The sequence below is a fragment of the Pseudohalocynthiibacter sp. F2068 genome (genome assembly GCF_023015645.1).
In the GTDB taxonomy this organism is placed as follows: Bacteria; Pseudomonadota; Alphaproteobacteria; order Rhodobacterales; family Rhodobacteraceae; genus Pseudohalocynthiibacter; species Pseudohalocynthiibacter aestuariivivens.
The window spans coordinates 309,243-325,768 of the sequence record NZ_JALKAK010000002.1 but is presented as its reverse complement, the minus strand read 5'-3'; the positions used below and the strand labels follow the sequence as shown (position 1 = coordinate 325,768).

Sequence of the window (16,526 nt, the reverse complement as noted above, 5' to 3'; positions counted from 1 at the left end):
AAAATAGGTCGGTCTCGATCAGGAAACAATAGAAGTTTTATTTCCAAGTGGACACCAAAACTAAACAGAAAACCCGTCTATCGTTTTCAAATCAGATACAGCTATTCAGCTTTAAGTAGAATTCAAAAGAGACGCCGCTGCCGTCTTTCCGGTGTTTCCAAATTGGAAAAACAGAATTTTCTTGCAAATTTCTCACGCCCTTCAACCATTTTTTTACTTTTAGCCGCTACCAAATTTAATTTTGCTCTGATTCTTGATTGATAAGAACATCCATTTCTAGAAACCGAATTCAAGAATAAGTTTCTTTTAATGCTCCCGAAGACCAACATCTCTACTCCAAGTACTTCTAAGCAGAATGTATTTGACTCCGCCAAACAAAACTATAAAATTAGTTATGTGGAATATTAGGGAGCCAGGTATGGACTGGGAAATTGCCGCACAAGGATTTGCCGCCATGGGGTCAGAGGCGCGCCTTCAGGTCCTTAAAACGCTGATACGTGCCGGTAACGAGGGTCTTACAGTTGGTGAGATTCAAGAACGCACCGGAATTGCGCCATCTACTTTGGCGCATCACCTTAAGTTTCTCAGTGCTGCGGGGCTTCTCAAGCAAGAAAAGGTTGGTCGCACAATTCTCAATCAGGCCTCTTTCGATCAGGTCGAGCAGCTCGCAAATTTCATACTCAGCGAATGCTGTGCAGACGTAAAACAAAAGGCGGCGAAAGATGGTTAATATTTCTCAAGGCTACAAACCATCTATCGGAGCGGTTTTGACCCGTTTGAAATCTCCGTGGACGATTATTGCGTTCGTTCCGTTTCTGGTTGCCATACTTGACCCTACAAATCTGGGGGCCGTCGTAATTTTCGCAGTTAAAGCCTTTATAGGAACGCTCCCTTTCATCGTTTTCGCAGTATTTCTGATCGCTTATCTCAAGGCTGCTGGGGCTGAAGCCATGATTGCAGAGGCGTTTAAAGGTCGTGAAACACGAATGATCTTTCTTGCAGCTTTGTTCGGTGGCCTGGCTCCTTTTTGTTCATGCGAGGTAATTCCCTTTATCGCTGGCTTACTGGCTTTGGGGGCGCCCTTATCAGCGGTTATGGCGTTTTGGCTTTCGTCACCATTAATAGACCCGCCAACGCTATTGATCACTGCCGGGGCTCTTGGATGGCCATTTGCGATTGGTAAGGCAATGTCTGCAGTCGCGCTCGGATTGTTTGGCGGTTTCGCTATAAAACTAGCAATGAAGCGCGGGTTTTTGACCAACCCTTTGCGCGAAATTTCCGGTGGCGGCGGCTGTGGTTGCGGGCCTTCCCCTTTCAACCAAAAACCTGTTTGGCAGTTCTTGTCTGAAGAACCGCGGCGCAAAGTATTTAGAAAAGAGTTTCTTCAGAACGCTTTTTTCCTGATCAAATGGCTCATGCTTGCTTATACTTTAGAGGCTCTTTTGGTGACCTATGTCCCCGCAGATCTGATCGCGAAGGTGGTCGGCGGAGATGGGGTAGCGCCAATTGTGATTGCCGCATTCGTGGGGATGCCTGCGTATCTAAATGGATATGTCGCGCCTCCTCTTTTAGCGGGCTTGATGGAACAAGGTATGACCGCGGGTGCCGCCATGTCGTTTATGATTGCCGGTTCAGTCAGTTCCATTCCGGCTATGGCGGCTGTTTGGTCGCTTGTTAAGCGCCCTGTTTTCGCCTCTTACCTCATTCTGGGAGTCAGCGGAGCAATACTCTCGGGTATTCTGTTTCAGATCGCGGTTTGACAAATGTGTTGTCCAGTGTAGGGCGCATTCAAATAACCGGGATCTTACAAATAAATCGGCGACCCAAGTCGCATCTGTTTTTCTCTCGATTTCCAAATTTCATCTATTGAGTTTTGAAAAGCGAAATTTTGTAGCGAAATTTTCAACAACGTTTTAGGCTGAAAACGTAATATTGTGTTTCGTCGGTTGAAGGTGACAGATGCCCTATATAGATGTTAACGGTGTACGCATTCATTATTCAGATGAAGGACAAGGCGAGGAAACGATCATATTTTCCCATGGCCTTTTGCTGAGCGACAAGGTTTTCGCAAACCAGATAAGACATCTGAAAAGTAAATACCGATGCATCAGTTATGATCATCGTGGCCAGGGGAAAAGCGAGGTCACGAAAGACGGGTATGACATTGATACGCTCACAACAGATGCGATCCAGCTTATTGAAAGCCTCGAGGCGGTTCCTTGCCATTTTGCCGGCTTGTCCATGGGCGGGTTTATCGGAATGCGCATTGGTTTCCGCCGCCCAAAGCTCTTACGATCTTTGATACTTATCGACACCTCGGCAGATCCGGAAGCGGTCGAAAACCTGCCGAAATACAAACTCCTGAATTTTGTGGCAAAATGGTTTGGCTTAGGCCTGGTTGTCAGGAAGGTCATGCCTATCATGTTTGGCCAAAGTTTCCTGAATGATCCAAACAGAGCTGAAGAGCGAACAGAATGGCAAAATTCCATTGCTGCCAATCACAAAATAGGAATCACAAGGGCCGTTAAAGGCGTCATAAGCCGCTTGGGAATCAGCGAAGAGATCAGCCAGATTGATCTGCCAGTCCTGATTTTAATCGGTGACGAAGATACCGCGACGACGCCCGATAAATCTGAAAAAATGCATAAAATGATCAAAGGCTCGCAGCTTGTCAGAGTTCCAAAAGCGGGACATACTTCGCCGATAGAAGAGCCGAGCGTGGTTAACTCTGCTATGTCAGATTTCTTAACAAAAATTGCAAAAAGAGGCTGAGGTTTTATCGGGTTCATTGCCTGCCGCACAATATGCTCTTAGGGTCCGAACGACGCCGTTTCCAAAGGGACTATTCTGATGGGCTTGCTGGTATTTTATGCCGTTATCACTGCCGCTTTGCTGCATGCTCTTTGGAACGCATTGGTGAAAAGCGGCACTGACAAACACCTTAGTATGTGTGCCGTTGTGCTGGGTCATATGCCTTTGGCGGTTTTGATCCTACCTTTTGTTCCAACCCCCGCAATCGAAAGTTGGCCGTATTTGCTGGCAGGCATCGGATTGCATATCGGCTATCAGGTGTTTCTCCTAAGGTCCTACCACGCAGGGGATTTGACACAGGTCTACCCTATTGCAAGAGGTACGGCACCGCTGCTGGTTGCAGGTGTATCCGTTCTTTTTCTGGGGGTCGTACTGCATCCTCCAGAACTCTTTGCAATCGCTTTGATCGGTGCGGGGATTCTGAGCATAAGCCTTGTGCGACAGAAAGACGGTTTACAAAACCTGCACGCCGCGCGCCTCGCGTTTGTAACCGGCTGCTTCATCGCAAGTTATTCATTGGTCGATGGCTTAGGTGCGCGATTGGCCGGAACAGCCCTTGGCTTTTATGGATGGCTGGCAATTGGAAACGGTATTCTCTTTGCGGCATTTACCGCCTTAACATCACCTCGCGTCCTGCGCGACGTCGTTGTTCACGCAAAGCCCGTTTTCTTCTTTGGTGGCAGCGCTTCGTTCGTTGCATATGGTTTGGTTATCTGGGCCTTCACCCAAGCTCCGATCGCGCTTGTCACGGCACTCCGGGAAACCAGTATCATTTTTGCCTTGCTCATCGGGGTGTTCTTTCTGAAGGAACCTATGAACCTTGTTAAGGTTTTGGCAACCATGGCAACGCTATTAGGTGCGGCCCTTCTTCGTTTTTCCAAACAATGAAAACCGGTATGAAATCGTCAGCCTAGTTTCGCAACAATCACTTCCGCCTCTTTCAAAAACCTGCAATGGGATTTTGGCAAAGGCAAATCCGTTACGATTTTTGGCTTAGAAGCCAGCCCTGAAATTTTCACCATTCCTGCAGCAGTCGCTGGCAAAAATTTTGAGTGATCGATCGCGAAAATCGTTTTATCGGCGATTGCTGACATCGCTTTTGCAATATCGGCTTCACATTGTTCATTAACCAGAAAACCCCGTTCGGGGTGGACCTGCCCCACAGTCAAAATACAAATGTCGACCTGCATACGTTCGATGGTTGCAAAGGCAGTCCGGTCAAATGATGCGCCATCATGATCCCGCAATTGTGTGCCTGCCATGAATACCCGGTTTCCGGGCTTCATGGAAAGCGTACTCGCAACATAGGCCGAGTTGGTTACAATTGTCAGATTCCGCTTGGCCTTCAGTGCCTGCGCAACAAACCCGGCGGTTGAGCCCGTATCTATTGCTAGGCTTTGACCATCTTCTATCAATTCAACCAGCTTAGAGGCCAATTCCGCCTTAGCACGCCGGTTGTGCAACATGCGAATCTGAAAGGGCGCGGTCATCGGGTTTTCAACGCTTTTGATTGCGCCATGCACCTTTTGAACCTTACCACTTTCTTCAAGTGGCTTAACGATACGCCTTATGGTCTGATCTGAAACACCAAGAAGTTCAGAAAGCTCAGCAACTGTCATCGTACCGCGCAGCGCGATCTCATTTTCTATTTGTTGTTGATATTTTGACATCTTGTGTGCGTGCTTCATTTGACAGGGCAAGACAAGCGATGTTGCGCGCTTGCACGTGAAAATCGAACCGTATTTCAAAGCATCCTATCGCCTGAAATCGAAGTCGTTTGGTTATGTTATTAGTCAGCATCGTCCGGGCATCTAGTCGCAGAAAATTAAAATAATCAACATAAAGCAACATTTTTCGTTGTATATTGTTGAAATACTGCAATCCTGTTTCAGAAGATTCTTGTGATTTTAGGAGCTGCAGATGGCAAATCACTCAGCGAAACACCTGATAATTGGTGGTGGCATTATTGGTTGCTCCACAGCTTATCATCTTGCCAAAAACGGCGAAAAAGACGTTGTTCTGCTTGAAAAAGCATCGTTGACTGAAGGGGCCACATGGCACGCCGCAGGGCTGGTCGGACAGTTGCGGTCTTCGCGCAACACAACACGCATGCTGAAACGTTCAGTCGCGATGTACGATCAGCTTGAAGCAGAAACAGGGATGGCTTTTGACTGGAAAAAAGTCGGGAGCCTACGGCTTGCTGCCACCAAGGAACGTCTGCTCGAAGCGAAGCGTCTGACCACCATGGCACGTAGTTTCGATCTAGAGATGGAGATGATCTCTGCCACCGAAGCCAAAAAGCTTTTCCCCTACATTGATGCAACCGGATTGGAAGGTGCGGCATTCATTCCATCAGATGGCCACGTAGACCCCGCAAGCCTGTGCCAGGCCGTCGCCGCTGGTGCACGCAAATATGGCACACAGATCAAACAGGGTGTGAAGGTTCTGGATTTTGAAATCAAAGATGGCCGCATCACAAAAGTGACGACCACTGATGGGGACTACGAAGCAGATACAATCATCATGGCGGCAGGCATGTGGAGCCGCGAGTTGGGCGCAAAACTTGGCATCCACGTTCCCGCCTGCGCAGTCGAACATCAGTACATCGTAACCGAGCCTCTGCCTGACGAAGACCTCGTTAAAACCCTACCCAGCCTGCGTGACCCGGAACGACTGGTTTATTACAAGCCTGACGCGGGTGGGCGGCTGGTCATCGGCGGTTACGAAGAAAACACCTTACCATTTGGTGATAAGGGCATTCCTGGCGATTTCGTACGCCAGCTGCTGCCGGATAATCTTGACCGGTTCGGCCCATTGGCAGAACTGGCTGCCGAAGTGACCCCTGTTCTGAACGAGGTTGGAATCCGCACTGTAATAAACGGTCCTATCCCCTATTCGGCCGACGGTGATTTTGTGATGGGCTGGGCCCCCGGATTTGACAACCTGATGATGGCCACCGGATTCCTTTACGGGATTGCAGCAGGGGGCGGCGCGGGAGAAATGATAGCAGAATGGATCGTTGAAGGGCGGCCAAGCCTTGACCTCTGGCCACTGGATTGCCGACGATTTGGCCCGCACCACGGAACGCGGGCCTTCATGTATCCACGCGCTGTTGAGCATTACGCCCACCACTACAAAATGCGCTATCCGGGGCAGGAGCATGAAACCGTGCGGCAGCTTCGGCTTTCACCACTTTACGAACGGCTAAAAGATCACGGTGCGGTCTACGGCTCCAAAAACGGCTGGGAGCGCCCGTTGTGGTTTGCACCGGAAGGCGTAGAACCGGTCGACCAACTCGATTTCTTGAAACCCGGTTGGCACAGGTTCGCAGCAGAAGAACACAAGGCCGTGCGTGAGGGTGTTGTACTGATCGATCAATCAAGTTTTGCCAAGTTTGAAATGATCGGCGTTGGTTCGCTTGATCTACTGCAGCGGTTGGCTGCTTGCAATATGGACAAACCCGACGGCACCGTCATCTACGCCCAACTCTGCAACGAAACCGGCGGGATAGAGGCTGACCTGACAATAACACGCCTGAGCCGGGATCATTTCTACATTGTGACTGGGTCCGGCTTTGGCACGCATGACGCAGACTGGATCCGCCGTCATATGCCAAAAGATGGTTCTGTGCATTTGATTGAAGTTACGTCAGCGCGCGCTGTGATCAACATTTGCGGTCCATTGTCACGGGATGTTCTGGCGCGCGCCAGCGAAGATGATGTTTCCAACGACGCATTTCCTTTTGGTACGGCCCGGGACATCACCATTGGGGCGGCCCCAGTTCGCGCGGTGCGTATCGGTTTCGTCGGTGAACTTGGGTGGGAGCTTCACATCCCTACAGAATACGCAGCACACGTCTATGACACGCTGTGGGACGCAGGAAAGTCCGACGGTATTCGCGATGTGGGTTACCGCGCTATCGATAGTCTGCGACTTGAGAAAGGCTATCTTTACTGGTCTGGCGATATCAGCCCTGACTACACGCCAATAGAAGCCGGGCTTGGCTTTCGGGTGCACCTGAAATCCGGTGCAGATTTCATTGGTCGTCACGTACTCGAAAAACAAAAAGCCAATGGGACTGACCAAAAACTATGCACATTTGTCACTGAAAATTCCCTGCCACTTTATGGGGGAGAAACGGTTTTGTCAGGCGGCAACACAGTCTCACTCGCAACCAGCGCAGGATTTGGCCACAGTGTCGGGAAAATGATCATTTTCGCTTACCTGAACAAAAATCTTTGGCAGGAGATTGATTTTGAGATCGAAGTGTTTGGCGAACGGCACCCTATCAAACGGGTAGACGGGCCGCCTTATGATCCGCAAAATGAAAAACTTAAGGCATAGAGAGGCACCTCAATGACAGAGCATTTGGAAACCGTCGTCGCCAGCTTGAAAAAAGCACCCGGATTCAAGAATGTCACGGCTGCGGACTGCAAAATTACACGCTTAGGCGGGTTAACAAATCTCGTGCATTTGGTCGAAGCTGCGGGCCGAAAGGTTATCGTACGTATTCCGGGGGAAGGCACCGAGGAATATATTGATCGCGCTGTCGAAACCACAAATGCCAATGCTGCTTATCGGGCAGGTGTTTCAGCCGAAGTTATCTGGGCTGATGCTGGCACGGGTGAGATGGTATCCGAGGCTATTCAGGGCATCGAAACCATGACACCCGCTCTGTTCAAATCCCGTGCAGGATCGCCCGCCAGGGCGGGTGCGGCGTTGGCTAAACTGCACGGTTCTGGCGAAACCTTTGATTTTCGTTTCGAACTATTCGCAATGATCGACGACTATCTGAACATTCTTTCAACAAAGGATGTGGACCTGCCAGACGGGTATCACGATATTGTCGCTGCAGCAGAACCGGTTAAAGAGGCGCTGGCAGCCAACCCTGGCCCCCTCGCCCCCTGCCATTGTGATCCGCTTTGCGAAAACTTTCTGGATAACGGCAAAAAGATGTGGATCGTCGATTGGGAATATTCAGGGATGAATGATCCGCTCTGGGATGTTGGTGATCTTTCTGTCGAGGCGGGAATGGATGCAGAGCAGGACATGGAACTGATGCGCGCTTACTTCGGGGCAGACCCGACACCCGCCCAACGCGGACGGGTGGTCATCTACAAAGCAATGTGTGATCTGCTCTGGACGCTTTGGGGTTTAATTCAGCTAGCAGATGACAACCCGGCCGAAGATTTCTGGGCCTACGCAACTGAACGGTTTGCGCGATGCAAAACACTCATGAACGATCCATCTTTTGAAGATCATGTTGCTGCCGTGCGTGAAGGTTGATCAAGGTCACACAAACGTCCGCTGCGTCTTAATCAGATTTCCCTGCGATCTGAATTTCCGTTCCCCAATCAACCGCTGCCTTTTGGATCGAAGCGGGCGGCGTCTTTTCGCAGACGAGGTAATCAACCAACGAGGGTTTCGCCACAGTCACCGGTGCAACACGATCAAACTTGCTGGAGTCGGCAGCCACGATGCGGGTGCCTGCCTTGGCCATGATCAGTCGGGAAAATTTTGCTTCTTCCAGATCAAAAAGCATGAATCCATTGCTTGCATTGATCCCGGCTGAAGACAGGATCGCGTATTCGGTGTGGAAGTTGTCGGCAAATGCCATCGCGTCGGTGCCAAAGGCGCCCCCATCGTGGTTGCGAAGCTCACCTCCTGCCATAAAAACCCTGTTGTTGTTGCGTGTTGCCAGCTTGTAAGCGACCGAAACAGAATTTGTCACAACAAGCAGTTCGTGGTGATCACGCAACGCATCAGCGATGTAGGCGGTGGTACTTCCAATATCCAGAAACAACGAACTACCATCTTCGATCATTTCGGCGACATGGCGTGCAATCCGTTTCTTTGCCTCGGGATTTTCCCGATATCTCTGGTGGAAATCACCCTCTTGCCCATCACTGAGAAGCCGGACACCGCCATGAACCTTTTCCACAACGCCACTGTCTGCCAAACGCTTGATGTTCCGACGCACGGTTTCTTCCGTCACATCCAACGTCTGGGCCAGAGAATGAATTCGCGAAGATCCGCCCGCCCTGCGCAAGGCTGCCAATATTTCTTGCTGGCGGTGATTGGAGCGAGGGTCCATTCGTTTTTTTGCCTTGGATTGTGAGATTGCAGTAAAACTTCACCCAATTTCGCAGCATTTCCCACAAAAAGCCATATTAAAATTTAAAATACCCACAAAAACTATAAATTTTTGTTGCATTTTGTTGATGCTTGCAACAATTTGTTCGCACAGCGTGTTGAGCCTTGTGAAACGCAGAGCTGCCCAAAGACGCGCATATTTAAAAACGCAGGGAGTCCGACATGAAATCAACCTACACAATATCAGCGGCGATATTGGCTGCTGTCTGTGCCTCAAGCGCCTATGCGGAAGTTGAGTCACTTGACCCGATTAAACTGACAACCCACGACTGGACCGGCCAAATTGTAAACACCTACATTATGGGCGAAGTCCTGAAAAAAGCAGGCTACAACATCGAATATGTTCAGGCCGACTATATTGCTCAATTCGCGGGCCTAAAGACCGGTGACTTGCATGTCGCGATGGAAATTTGGGAAACCACTGGTCGTGAGGCCATGGACGAAGCCACCGCAACCGGCAATGTCGTCAACGTCGGAGAATCCGGCATGATGGCTGTCGAAGAATGGTGGTACCCGTCTTATATGGAAGAGGTCTGCCCAGGCCTGCCAAACTGGGAAGCGCTGAATGATTGCGCACAGGAATTTGCGACGCCTGAAACAGCGCCGCTTGGTCGGTATCTGGGTGGCCCTGTAACCTGGGGTGGCTTTGATGACGAACGCGTCGAAGCCTTGGGTATGGACTTTGAGGTTGTGCACGCGGGTACGGATGCGGCGTTGTTTGCAGAGCTTGAATCCGCCTACCAACGCAAAGCACCAATCGTGCTGTGGCTTTATGATCCTCATTGGGCCCCCACGAAATACGAAGGTAGCTTTGTTGAATTCCCAGCTTATTCAAGCGAGTGCTACAGCGATCCGTCAGTCGGTATAAATCCGTCGGCTGCTTATGATTGCGGTAAACCAACCGGCCCTATCTGGAAAGTTGCCTGGAGCGGCGTTGCAGACAAATGGCCCGGCGCTGCTGCGGCGATTGAAGCGTTTACAATCAGCAACGCTGATGTCGGTTCATTGGTTGCAAAAGTCGATCTTGAAGGTGTTTCAATTGAAGATGTAGTTGCCGAATGGATGGCTGCAAATGAGGCAACCTGGTCCACTTGGATTAACTAAGAAGATTTGAGAGGAGCAATTACAATTTGCTCCTCTCTACCGTCCAACCGATATTAAGCCGTTCTAACGGCACATATGCGAGGTCCCGATGGAGAATTCAGTCAAGCTGGATTGCCGAGGCGTCTGGAAGCTTTACGGCCCAAATCCAACGGCTTTTCTGAACAAACATGGTGGCAATCCTGATCAGGATACTATGAACAAAGCCCAAATAATTGGGGCAGTGCGCGACGCGAATGTTCAAATCCATGAGGGCGAAATCTTTGTTATAATGGGTCTTTCCGGCTCGGGAAAGTCAACGCTTGTACGCTGCTTGTCCCGATTGGTTGAGCCAACAGCGGGACATGTTGAATTCGAAGGGCGTGACCTTCTCTCTATGCCCGAAGCCGAACTCATTGATGTTCGTCGCAAAAAGATGGGCATGGTTTTTCAGCATTTTGCGCTGTTGCCACATCTGACGGTTTTACAGAACGCGGCCTTCCCGCTGGATGTCCAAGGCGTTGACCGCAAAACCCGCGAAGCACGCGCCCACGAGATGGTAGAGCTGGTGGGCCTCAAGGGCCGCGAAAACTATTTTCCAAGGCAGCTTTCTGGCGGACAACAGCAACGCGTTGGCATTGCACGTTCGCTTGTCGCAGAGCCGGACCTTTGGTTTTTGGATGAACCGTTTTCTGCGCTTGATCCGCTAATACGGCGCGAGATGCAGGACGAATTTATGCGTCTGCAATCCATGCTCCGCAAAACCATCATCTTTATCACTCATGATTTTGACGAAGCAATTCGTCTGGCAGACCGGATCGCCGTCATGAAAGACGGGGCGATTGTTCAGACTGCAACACCAGAAGAACTGATCCTCAATCCAGCAACTGATTACGTTGAGGAATTCACACGCCATATTCCGCGCGCCAAGGTTTTACGTCTTGCAACTGTCATGTCGCCGGGTGCGCCGGAGGGCAACTACGCGGGCGACCTGCAAGGTGGACTGAGCGTTGCCGACACCGTCGATCAGATCGAAGCTGAATCTCGACCCTTTCGTGTCATCAACAAAAATGGTGAAGCGATTGGCACGATTGACGCACGCACAGTGATTGATGTTTTGATTGGCCGGTCTGGGAAATGAAGTTTCTAGCGCGCCATATCCTGAAGGGTTCAAGGCCATTCTGGTTATGCCTTTTTGGGGTGACATGGGTGCTGTCGACTTATTCCTTCCCGCTTTACAAAGCGTTAGATGCACGCTGGATCATTAAGTTTCCAAAAGCGTGGGAACTACAGCTTGACGGCTGGATATCCGCAGTTATGAAATGGCTGGTTGAAGATGCGAGCTTTGGCTTGTTTTCCTTCAGAGATCTCACGCGGTTCATTTCTTCACTGATAGAAGCGCCCTATCAGGTCGTACGATCCGGATTGATTGATGGTTTCAGCACTGGGCAGGGCCAACAAGCGGTCGAGATTGCCCCATCGCTAAGCTGGATCGCAATCATCACCATACTTGCAGCACTTGCATTTTACGCAAAAGATTGGGTTCTGGCAGCGCTTGTTGGTGGCTGTTTCGTTTACCTTGCCATCTTCGGACAATGGGAAAGCGCGATGGTCACGCTTGCGTCTGTGATCATTGCGGTGCCGCTTGGGGTTGTTGGCGGGCTACTGCTTGGAATTCTCGCCTATCTTTCACCGCTTGCTGAACGCATGATGCGACCCGTACTGGATTTGATGCAAACAGTGCCTGTTTTTGCCTATCTTGTTCCGATCTTGTTCTTGTTCGGGTTTGGCCCGGTCTCTGCACTTGTCGCCACCGTAATTTACGCGATGCCCCCAATGGTCCGGGTCAGTACGGTTGCGCTGCAGGGTGTACCAACGGAAATAGAAGAAGCTGGCCGTATGATGGGCTGTTCGCGGCGCCAGATGATGTGGAAAGTGCTGGTTCCCTCGGCCATGCCAACGCTTATGGTTGGCGTGAACCAGGTTATCATGCTGTCGCTGAATATGGTGATTATCGCATCCATGATCGGGGCTGGGGGTCTGGGCTATGATGTGCTGACAGCACTGCGCCGCTTGGATATCGGTGGCGGCATCGAAGCTGGCTTAGCCATAGTCGCCCTTGCGATCGCTTTGGACCGCTTAAGCCAGGCTTTTTCAACGCGCACGCAAGATGCCCTTCCAGAACCAGGGCTTTCATATGTAAAGCGTCACCCGTGGTTGGTTTCAGTTGTGCTGATCATGCTTGGGACTGGATTGGCAGGGCTCTATTTGCCCGCAATTCAGAGCTACCCGGAAAGCGCGACACTGACCACAAGCGCGTTCTGGTCAGACGCAATGGAATGGATCAACATCAATTTCTTTGACACCTTCGAAGCGATCAAAACTTTCTTCCTGACCTATCTTCTTTTACCCGTAAAACGCTTTTTCTCGGGCGTGCCCTGGGCATGGGGGATCATCGCAATCGGTCTGGCTGCATGGCGCGTGGGCGGTTGGAAGCTTGGTGCTATGGCGGCGCTTATGGCGCTGGCCATTGCAGCAAGCGGGCTGTGGGCGAAGGCGATGATAACAATCTATCTCTGCGGTGTTTCGGTCTTTCTCGCGAGTGTTATTGGTATTCCGCTCGGGATTTGGGCCGGACAAAACAGCCGCGCTAATTCTGTGATCGGCGCATTCATCGACACGCTGCAAACACTACCAAGCTTTGTCTACCTTATACCGGTCGTGATGTTGTTTCGCGTTGGGGATTTCTCGGCGATGATCGCGGTTGTTCTTTATGCTTTGGCACCAGCGGTTCGCTACGCGGCCCATGGTATCCGCGAGATTGAACCCGAAATGATTGAGGCTGGCAAAGTCTCTGGTTGCACCAAAAACCAGCTTTTGTGGCGCATCAAGCTGCCACTTGCAACGCCATCTCTTTTGTTAGGGTTGAACCAGACCATAATGCTCGCCCTGTCAATGCTGGTGATCACGGCTTTGGTTGGCACCCGCGATCTGGGGCAAGAGGTCTACATCGCCTTGACCAAAGCAAACACCGGACAAGGCATCATTGCCGGGCTGGCTGTCGCCTTCATAGCGATCACCGCCGACAGGATTGTATCGGCCATGGCGCGCGCATCACGTGAAAGATTGGGGCTCAAATGACTACACCCGCAATCCAAGCTGCTATTCAGCAGGCACTTGCCCTTCCATGTTGGAAATCACCTGAAAATCCGCGCCAATTGGGGGGCGGGATCACCAACATCAATTTGTTGATAACGGATCAGGGCAAAGACTACGTCGTGCGGTTGGGGCATGACATCCCCGAGCACGGCGTCATGCGTTTTAATGAACTGGCAATCAGCCGCGCAGCCGAGGCAGCAGGCATTTCACCCGCTGTGCACTATGCCGAACCCGGCGCGATGGTTCTTGATTTTGTCGATGCGGCCCCGCTTAGCGAAGCTGACGTTCGCAACCCTGAAACGTTGATGCAGGCCGTTGAGCTCGTAGGCCGTGTTCACCGTGAAATCGCACCGAAACTGCGAGGGCCTGTTCTTACGTTCTGGGTGTTCCATGTTCTACGCGATTACGCGGCAACGTTGCGCGATCTTGGTTCATCACACCTTAGTGTTTTGCCCGATCTGATGGATCAGGCGCAGATTATGGAGCGCGCGGTTGGCCCGATAGACCTTGTCCTTGGCCATAACGATTTGTTGCCAGCAAACATCCTGCGCAGCAAAGACCGGCTGTGGCTGATTGACTGGGAATATGGTGGCTTTAACTCGCCGCTGTTTGATCTGGGTGGTCTCGCCACGAACAGCGGGCTTGATCCCGAGGCTGAAGTGCAAATGTTGAAAGCTTACTATGGCAGCGCGCCTGATGCCGAGCTTTTGCATCGCTACACCGCGATGAAATGCGCCTCTCTTCTACGCGAAACAATGTGGAGCATGGTTTCGGAACTCACCTCCGAAATCGACTTCGACTATGCCGCCTATACGGCCGAAAACCTGTCCCGTTACCAACGGGCTTACACCGAATTCATATCCCTAAGGATCGAAACATGAGTGATTTTCCGAACACCGCGAAGGCGGTCATCGTTGGCGGCGGTATCGTCGGGTGTTCAACTGCATATCATTTGGCCAAAATGGGCTGGGATGTGGTTTTGCTAGAGCGCAAGAAACTGACATCAGGCACCACATTTCATGCTGCGGGCCTTGTTGGACAATTGCGTTCAAATGCGAACATTACCCAATTGCTGGGCTATTCGGTCGATCTCTACAATACGCTAGAACAGGAAACCGGGCAGGCCACAGGCTGGAAAATGAACGGTGGGCTTAGGCTGGCCTGTACCGAAGAACGCTGGACCGAAGTCAAGCGTCAGGCCACAACGGCACATTCCTTCGGCTTGGAGATGCAGCTTCTCACCCCAAAGGAAGCGTTCGATCTCTGGCCTTTGATGACAATCGACGACGTCATCGGTGGCGCGTTTCTACCCACCGACGGGCAGGCCAACCCTTCCGATATTACGCAATCACTGGCTAAGGGTGCCCGCATGGCCGGCGCACGCATTTTTGAAGATACAAAAGTGTTGTCGGTAGACGTTGATAAAGGTGTCATCAAAGGTGTGGAGACCGAAAAAGGGCGTATTGATTGCGGTGTCGTCATTGCCTGCTGTGGGCAATGGACACGCACATTTGCCAAAACTGTCGGGGTAAACGTGCCGCTCGTGTCAATGGAACACCAGTATATGGTCACCGAACAAATCGAAGGCGTGCCAGCCAACCTCCCAACACTGCGCGACCCGGACCGTTTAACTTACTACAAGGAAGAGGTTGGCGGCCTTGTGATGGGAGGGTATGAACCAAACCCCATTCCCTGGGCGCAAAGCGGTATTCCGCGAGGATTCCACTACACCTTGTTAGACAGCGACTTCGACCATTTTGAGCAATTGATGGAACTGTCTTTGGGTCGCGTTCCCGCGCTGGAGACTGCAGGGGTCAAGGAACTGGTGAATGGGCCCGAAAGTTTCACGCCAGACGGAAATTTCATTCTGGGAGAGGCGCCTGAACTTAAAAACTTCTTCGTGGGTGCAGGTTTTAACGCTTATGGCATCGCGGCAGGTGGTGGCGCAGGTATGGCGCTGGCGGAATGGGTTGCTAAAGGTGAGCCACCGTTTGATCTATGGCCTGTTGATATTCGTCGCTTTGGCCGCCCACATTTCGACGACGATTGGATTCGCACCCGCACGATCGAGGCGTATGGCAAACACTACACCATGGCGTGGCCGTCCGAAGAGCACGACAGTGGGCGTCCCTGTCGAAAATCCCCGCTCTATGACACGCTCAAGTCAGACGGCGCTGTATTCGGAGAAAAGCTTGGATGGGAACGCCCAAATTGGTTTGCGGACACGCAGGCTGGTGAAGAACAGCGTGATATCTACACATTCGAGAGACCCAACTGGCACGTCCCCGTTAGCCGCGAACACAAGGCCGCCCGCGAAGCTGCCGTTCTGTTTGATCAAACCTCTTTTGCAAAATTCACCCTGAAAGGCCTCGATGCTGAGGCAGCCCTTAGCTGGATAGCAGCCAATGATGTTGCGAAACCCGTAGGATCACTTGTCTACACGCAAATGCTGAACGATCATGGTGGTATAGAATGTGATCTGACCTGCGTTCGCATCGCAGAGGACGAATATTACATCATCACCGGAACAGGCTATGCGACCCATGATTTTGACTGGATTTCGCGCAATATCCCTGACGGTATGAACGCACAGCTTGTAGACATTACCTCGTCCAATGCAGTGCTTTCCCTGATGGGTCCTAAATCCCGTGATATTTTGCAGGAAATAACCCGCGTCGATGTGAGCAATGAAGCCTTTCCATTCGGCACTGCTAAAACCATTGGGATCGCTGGATGCCCGGTCAACGCACTGCGCGTCACCTATGTTGGCGAACTCGGCTGGGAGCTTCACTTGCCCGTCGAATACGCCTCTGCGGTTTACGCAGCTTTGCATGATGCCGGGGCGAAACATGGACTATGCAATGCTGGGTACCGCGCAATTGAGACGCTGCGACTTGAAAAAGGCTACCGCGCCTGGGGTTCAGACATTGGGCCGGATCATACACCCGATGAAGCCGGGCTCGGCTGGGCCGTGAAGATGAAAAAGAATATAGACTTCAAGGGCCGCGCCGCTGTCGAAGCTCAACGTGCCAACGGCAAGCCGAAAATACTGGCGTCCTTTGTGGCTGATGGCGATATCATTCTATCAGGTCGCGAAACGATTTATCGCAACGGTGAAAGGGTCGGCTGGCTGAGTTCCGCAGGTTATGGTCACACGATCGGGAAATCGATCGGGATGGGGTATGTCCGAAATAAACCCGGGGTCGACAACGATTTTGTTTTGTCTGGCGAGTACGAACTTGAAGTAGCTACCGTTCGTGTGCCCTGCTCGGTTCATCTGGCGCCGCTGTATGATCCCAAAATGGAAAAGGTTAAGTGTTGAG

Annotated in this window: 13 protein-coding genes; 11 read left to right on the top strand and 2 right to left on the bottom strand. The window is 51.4% G+C overall.

The features are described from left to right. The first annotated feature begins 418 nt into the window (after nt 1-418). The 4 genes from MWU63_RS03905 (at nt 419) to MWU63_RS03890 (ending at nt 3,699) form a co-directional block, all read left to right on the top strand. Nucleotides 419-730 carry a metalloregulator ArsR/SmtB family transcription factor gene (locus MWU63_RS03905; RefSeq protein WP_213887492.1) on the top strand — a complete coding sequence of 104 codons (312 nt, stop codon included), beginning with the start codon at nt 419-421 and terminating at the stop codon, nt 728-730. Continuing rightward, nucleotides 723-1,760 (top strand): permease, encoded by a 1,038-nt coding sequence (locus tag MWU63_RS03900; protein WP_213887491.1) that lies wholly within the window; start codon nt 723-725, stop codon nt 1,758-1,760. Before MWU63_RS03905 ends, MWU63_RS03900 begins: the two co-directional genes overlap by 8 nt. A gap of 199 nt (nt 1,761-1,959) precedes the next feature. After that, a complete protein-coding gene (locus MWU63_RS03895) occupies nt 1,960-2,772 on the top strand; it encodes an alpha/beta hydrolase (protein ID WP_247076998.1) in 813 nt (270 codons plus the stop codon). A 78-nt stretch (nt 2,773-2,850) separates the two neighbouring features. After that, nucleotides 2,851-3,699 (top strand): DMT family transporter, encoded by an 849-nt coding sequence (locus tag MWU63_RS03890; RefSeq protein WP_213887489.1) that lies wholly within the window; start codon nt 2,851-2,853, stop codon nt 3,697-3,699. A gap of 17 nt (nt 3,700-3,716) precedes the next feature. Here MWU63_RS03890 and MWU63_RS03885 read toward each other — a convergent pair whose 3' ends face one another. Then, a complete protein-coding gene (locus tag MWU63_RS03885; RefSeq protein WP_213887488.1) occupies nt 3,717-4,481 on the bottom strand; it encodes a DeoR/GlpR family DNA-binding transcription regulator in 765 nt (254 codons plus the stop codon). A gap of 250 nt (nt 4,482-4,731) precedes the next feature. Here MWU63_RS03885 and MWU63_RS03880 point away from each other — a divergent pair, with 250 nt between their 5' ends. Continuing rightward, the gene (locus MWU63_RS03880; RefSeq protein WP_247076996.1) at nt 4,732-7,155 is read left to right on the top strand and encodes an FAD-dependent oxidoreductase; all 2,424 of its coding nucleotides are present in this window, start codon (nt 4,732-4,734) and stop codon (nt 7,153-7,155) included. Nucleotides 7,156-7,167: 12 nt separating this feature from the next. Continuing rightward, a complete protein-coding gene (locus tag MWU63_RS03875) occupies nt 7,168-8,097 on the top strand; it encodes a phosphotransferase family protein (RefSeq protein ID WP_213887486.1) in 930 nt (309 codons plus the stop codon). A gap of 28 nt (nt 8,098-8,125) precedes the next feature. Here MWU63_RS03875 and MWU63_RS03870 read toward each other — a convergent pair whose 3' ends face one another. Beyond that, entirely contained in the window at nt 8,126-8,905 is a 780-nt protein-coding gene (locus MWU63_RS03870; RefSeq protein ID WP_213887485.1) for a DeoR/GlpR family DNA-binding transcription regulator, read from the bottom strand. Nucleotides 8,906-9,126: 221 nt separating this feature from the next. Between MWU63_RS03870 and MWU63_RS03865 the strand changes: the two genes are divergently transcribed. The 5 genes from MWU63_RS03865 (at nt 9,127) to MWU63_RS03845 (ending at nt 16,525) form a co-directional block, all read left to right on the top strand. Then, nucleotides 9,127-10,068 carry an ABC transporter substrate-binding protein gene (locus MWU63_RS03865; RefSeq protein ID WP_247076994.1) on the top strand — a complete coding sequence of 314 codons (942 nt, stop codon included), beginning with the start codon at nt 9,127-9,129 and terminating at the stop codon, nt 10,066-10,068. 88 nt (nt 10,069-10,156) lie between these two features. Beyond that, a complete protein-coding gene (locus tag MWU63_RS03860; RefSeq protein WP_213887483.1) occupies nt 10,157-11,185 on the top strand; it encodes a glycine betaine/L-proline ABC transporter ATP-binding protein in 1,029 nt (342 codons plus the stop codon). Continuing rightward, nucleotides 11,182-13,185, top strand: a complete 2,004-nt coding sequence (locus tag MWU63_RS03855) for an ABC transporter permease subunit (protein WP_213887482.1) — start codon at nt 11,182-11,184, stop codon at nt 13,183-13,185. Before MWU63_RS03860 ends, MWU63_RS03855 begins: the two co-directional genes overlap by 4 nt. Next, nucleotides 13,182-14,084: a phosphotransferase gene (locus tag MWU63_RS03850; RefSeq protein ID WP_213887481.1), complete on the top strand. Its 903-nt coding sequence runs from the start codon at nt 13,182-13,184 to the stop codon at nt 14,082-14,084. Before MWU63_RS03855 ends, MWU63_RS03850 begins: the two co-directional genes overlap by 4 nt. Beyond that, entirely contained in the window at nt 14,081-16,525 is a 2,445-nt protein-coding gene (locus MWU63_RS03845; protein WP_247076992.1) for an FAD-dependent oxidoreductase, read from the top strand. The genes MWU63_RS03850 and MWU63_RS03845 overlap by 4 nt, the downstream gene beginning before the upstream one ends. Nucleotide 16,526 lies beyond the last annotated feature (1 nt).

Coding starts and splice junctions, on each gene's coding strand:
- MWU63_RS03850 (WP_213887481.1), top strand. CDS start 13,182: ATGACTACACCCGCAATCCAAGCTGCTATTCAGCAGGCACTTGCCCTT.
- MWU63_RS03845 (WP_247076992.1), top strand. CDS start 14,081: ATGAGTGATTTTCCGAACACCGCGAAGGCGGTCATCGTTGGCGGCGGT.
- MWU63_RS03855 (WP_213887482.1), top strand. CDS start 11,182: ATGAAGTTTCTAGCGCGCCATATCCTGAAGGGTTCAAGGCCATTCTGG.
- MWU63_RS03865 (WP_247076994.1), top strand. CDS start 9,127: ATGAAATCAACCTACACAATATCAGCGGCGATATTGGCTGCTGTCTGT.
- MWU63_RS03880 (WP_247076996.1), top strand. CDS start 4,732: ATGGCAAATCACTCAGCGAAACACCTGATAATTGGTGGTGGCATTATT.
- MWU63_RS03905 (WP_213887492.1), top strand. CDS start 419: ATGGACTGGGAAATTGCCGCACAAGGATTTGCCGCCATGGGGTCAGAG.
- MWU63_RS03890 (WP_213887489.1), top strand. CDS start 2,851: ATGGGCTTGCTGGTATTTTATGCCGTTATCACTGCCGCTTTGCTGCAT.
- MWU63_RS03895 (WP_247076998.1), top strand. CDS start 1,960: ATGCCCTATATAGATGTTAACGGTGTACGCATTCATTATTCAGATGAA.
- MWU63_RS03870 (WP_213887485.1), bottom strand. CDS start 8,905: ATGGACCCTCGCTCCAATCACCGCCAGCAAGAAATATTGGCAGCCTTG.
- MWU63_RS03885 (WP_213887488.1), bottom strand. CDS start 4,481: ATGTCAAAATATCAACAACAAATAGAAAATGAGATCGCGCTGCGCGGT.
- MWU63_RS03900 (WP_213887491.1), top strand. CDS start 723: ATGGTTAATATTTCTCAAGGCTACAAACCATCTATCGGAGCGGTTTTG.
- MWU63_RS03875 (WP_213887486.1), top strand. CDS start 7,168: ATGACAGAGCATTTGGAAACCGTCGTCGCCAGCTTGAAAAAAGCACCC.
- MWU63_RS03860 (WP_213887483.1), top strand. CDS start 10,157: ATGGAGAATTCAGTCAAGCTGGATTGCCGAGGCGTCTGGAAGCTTTAC.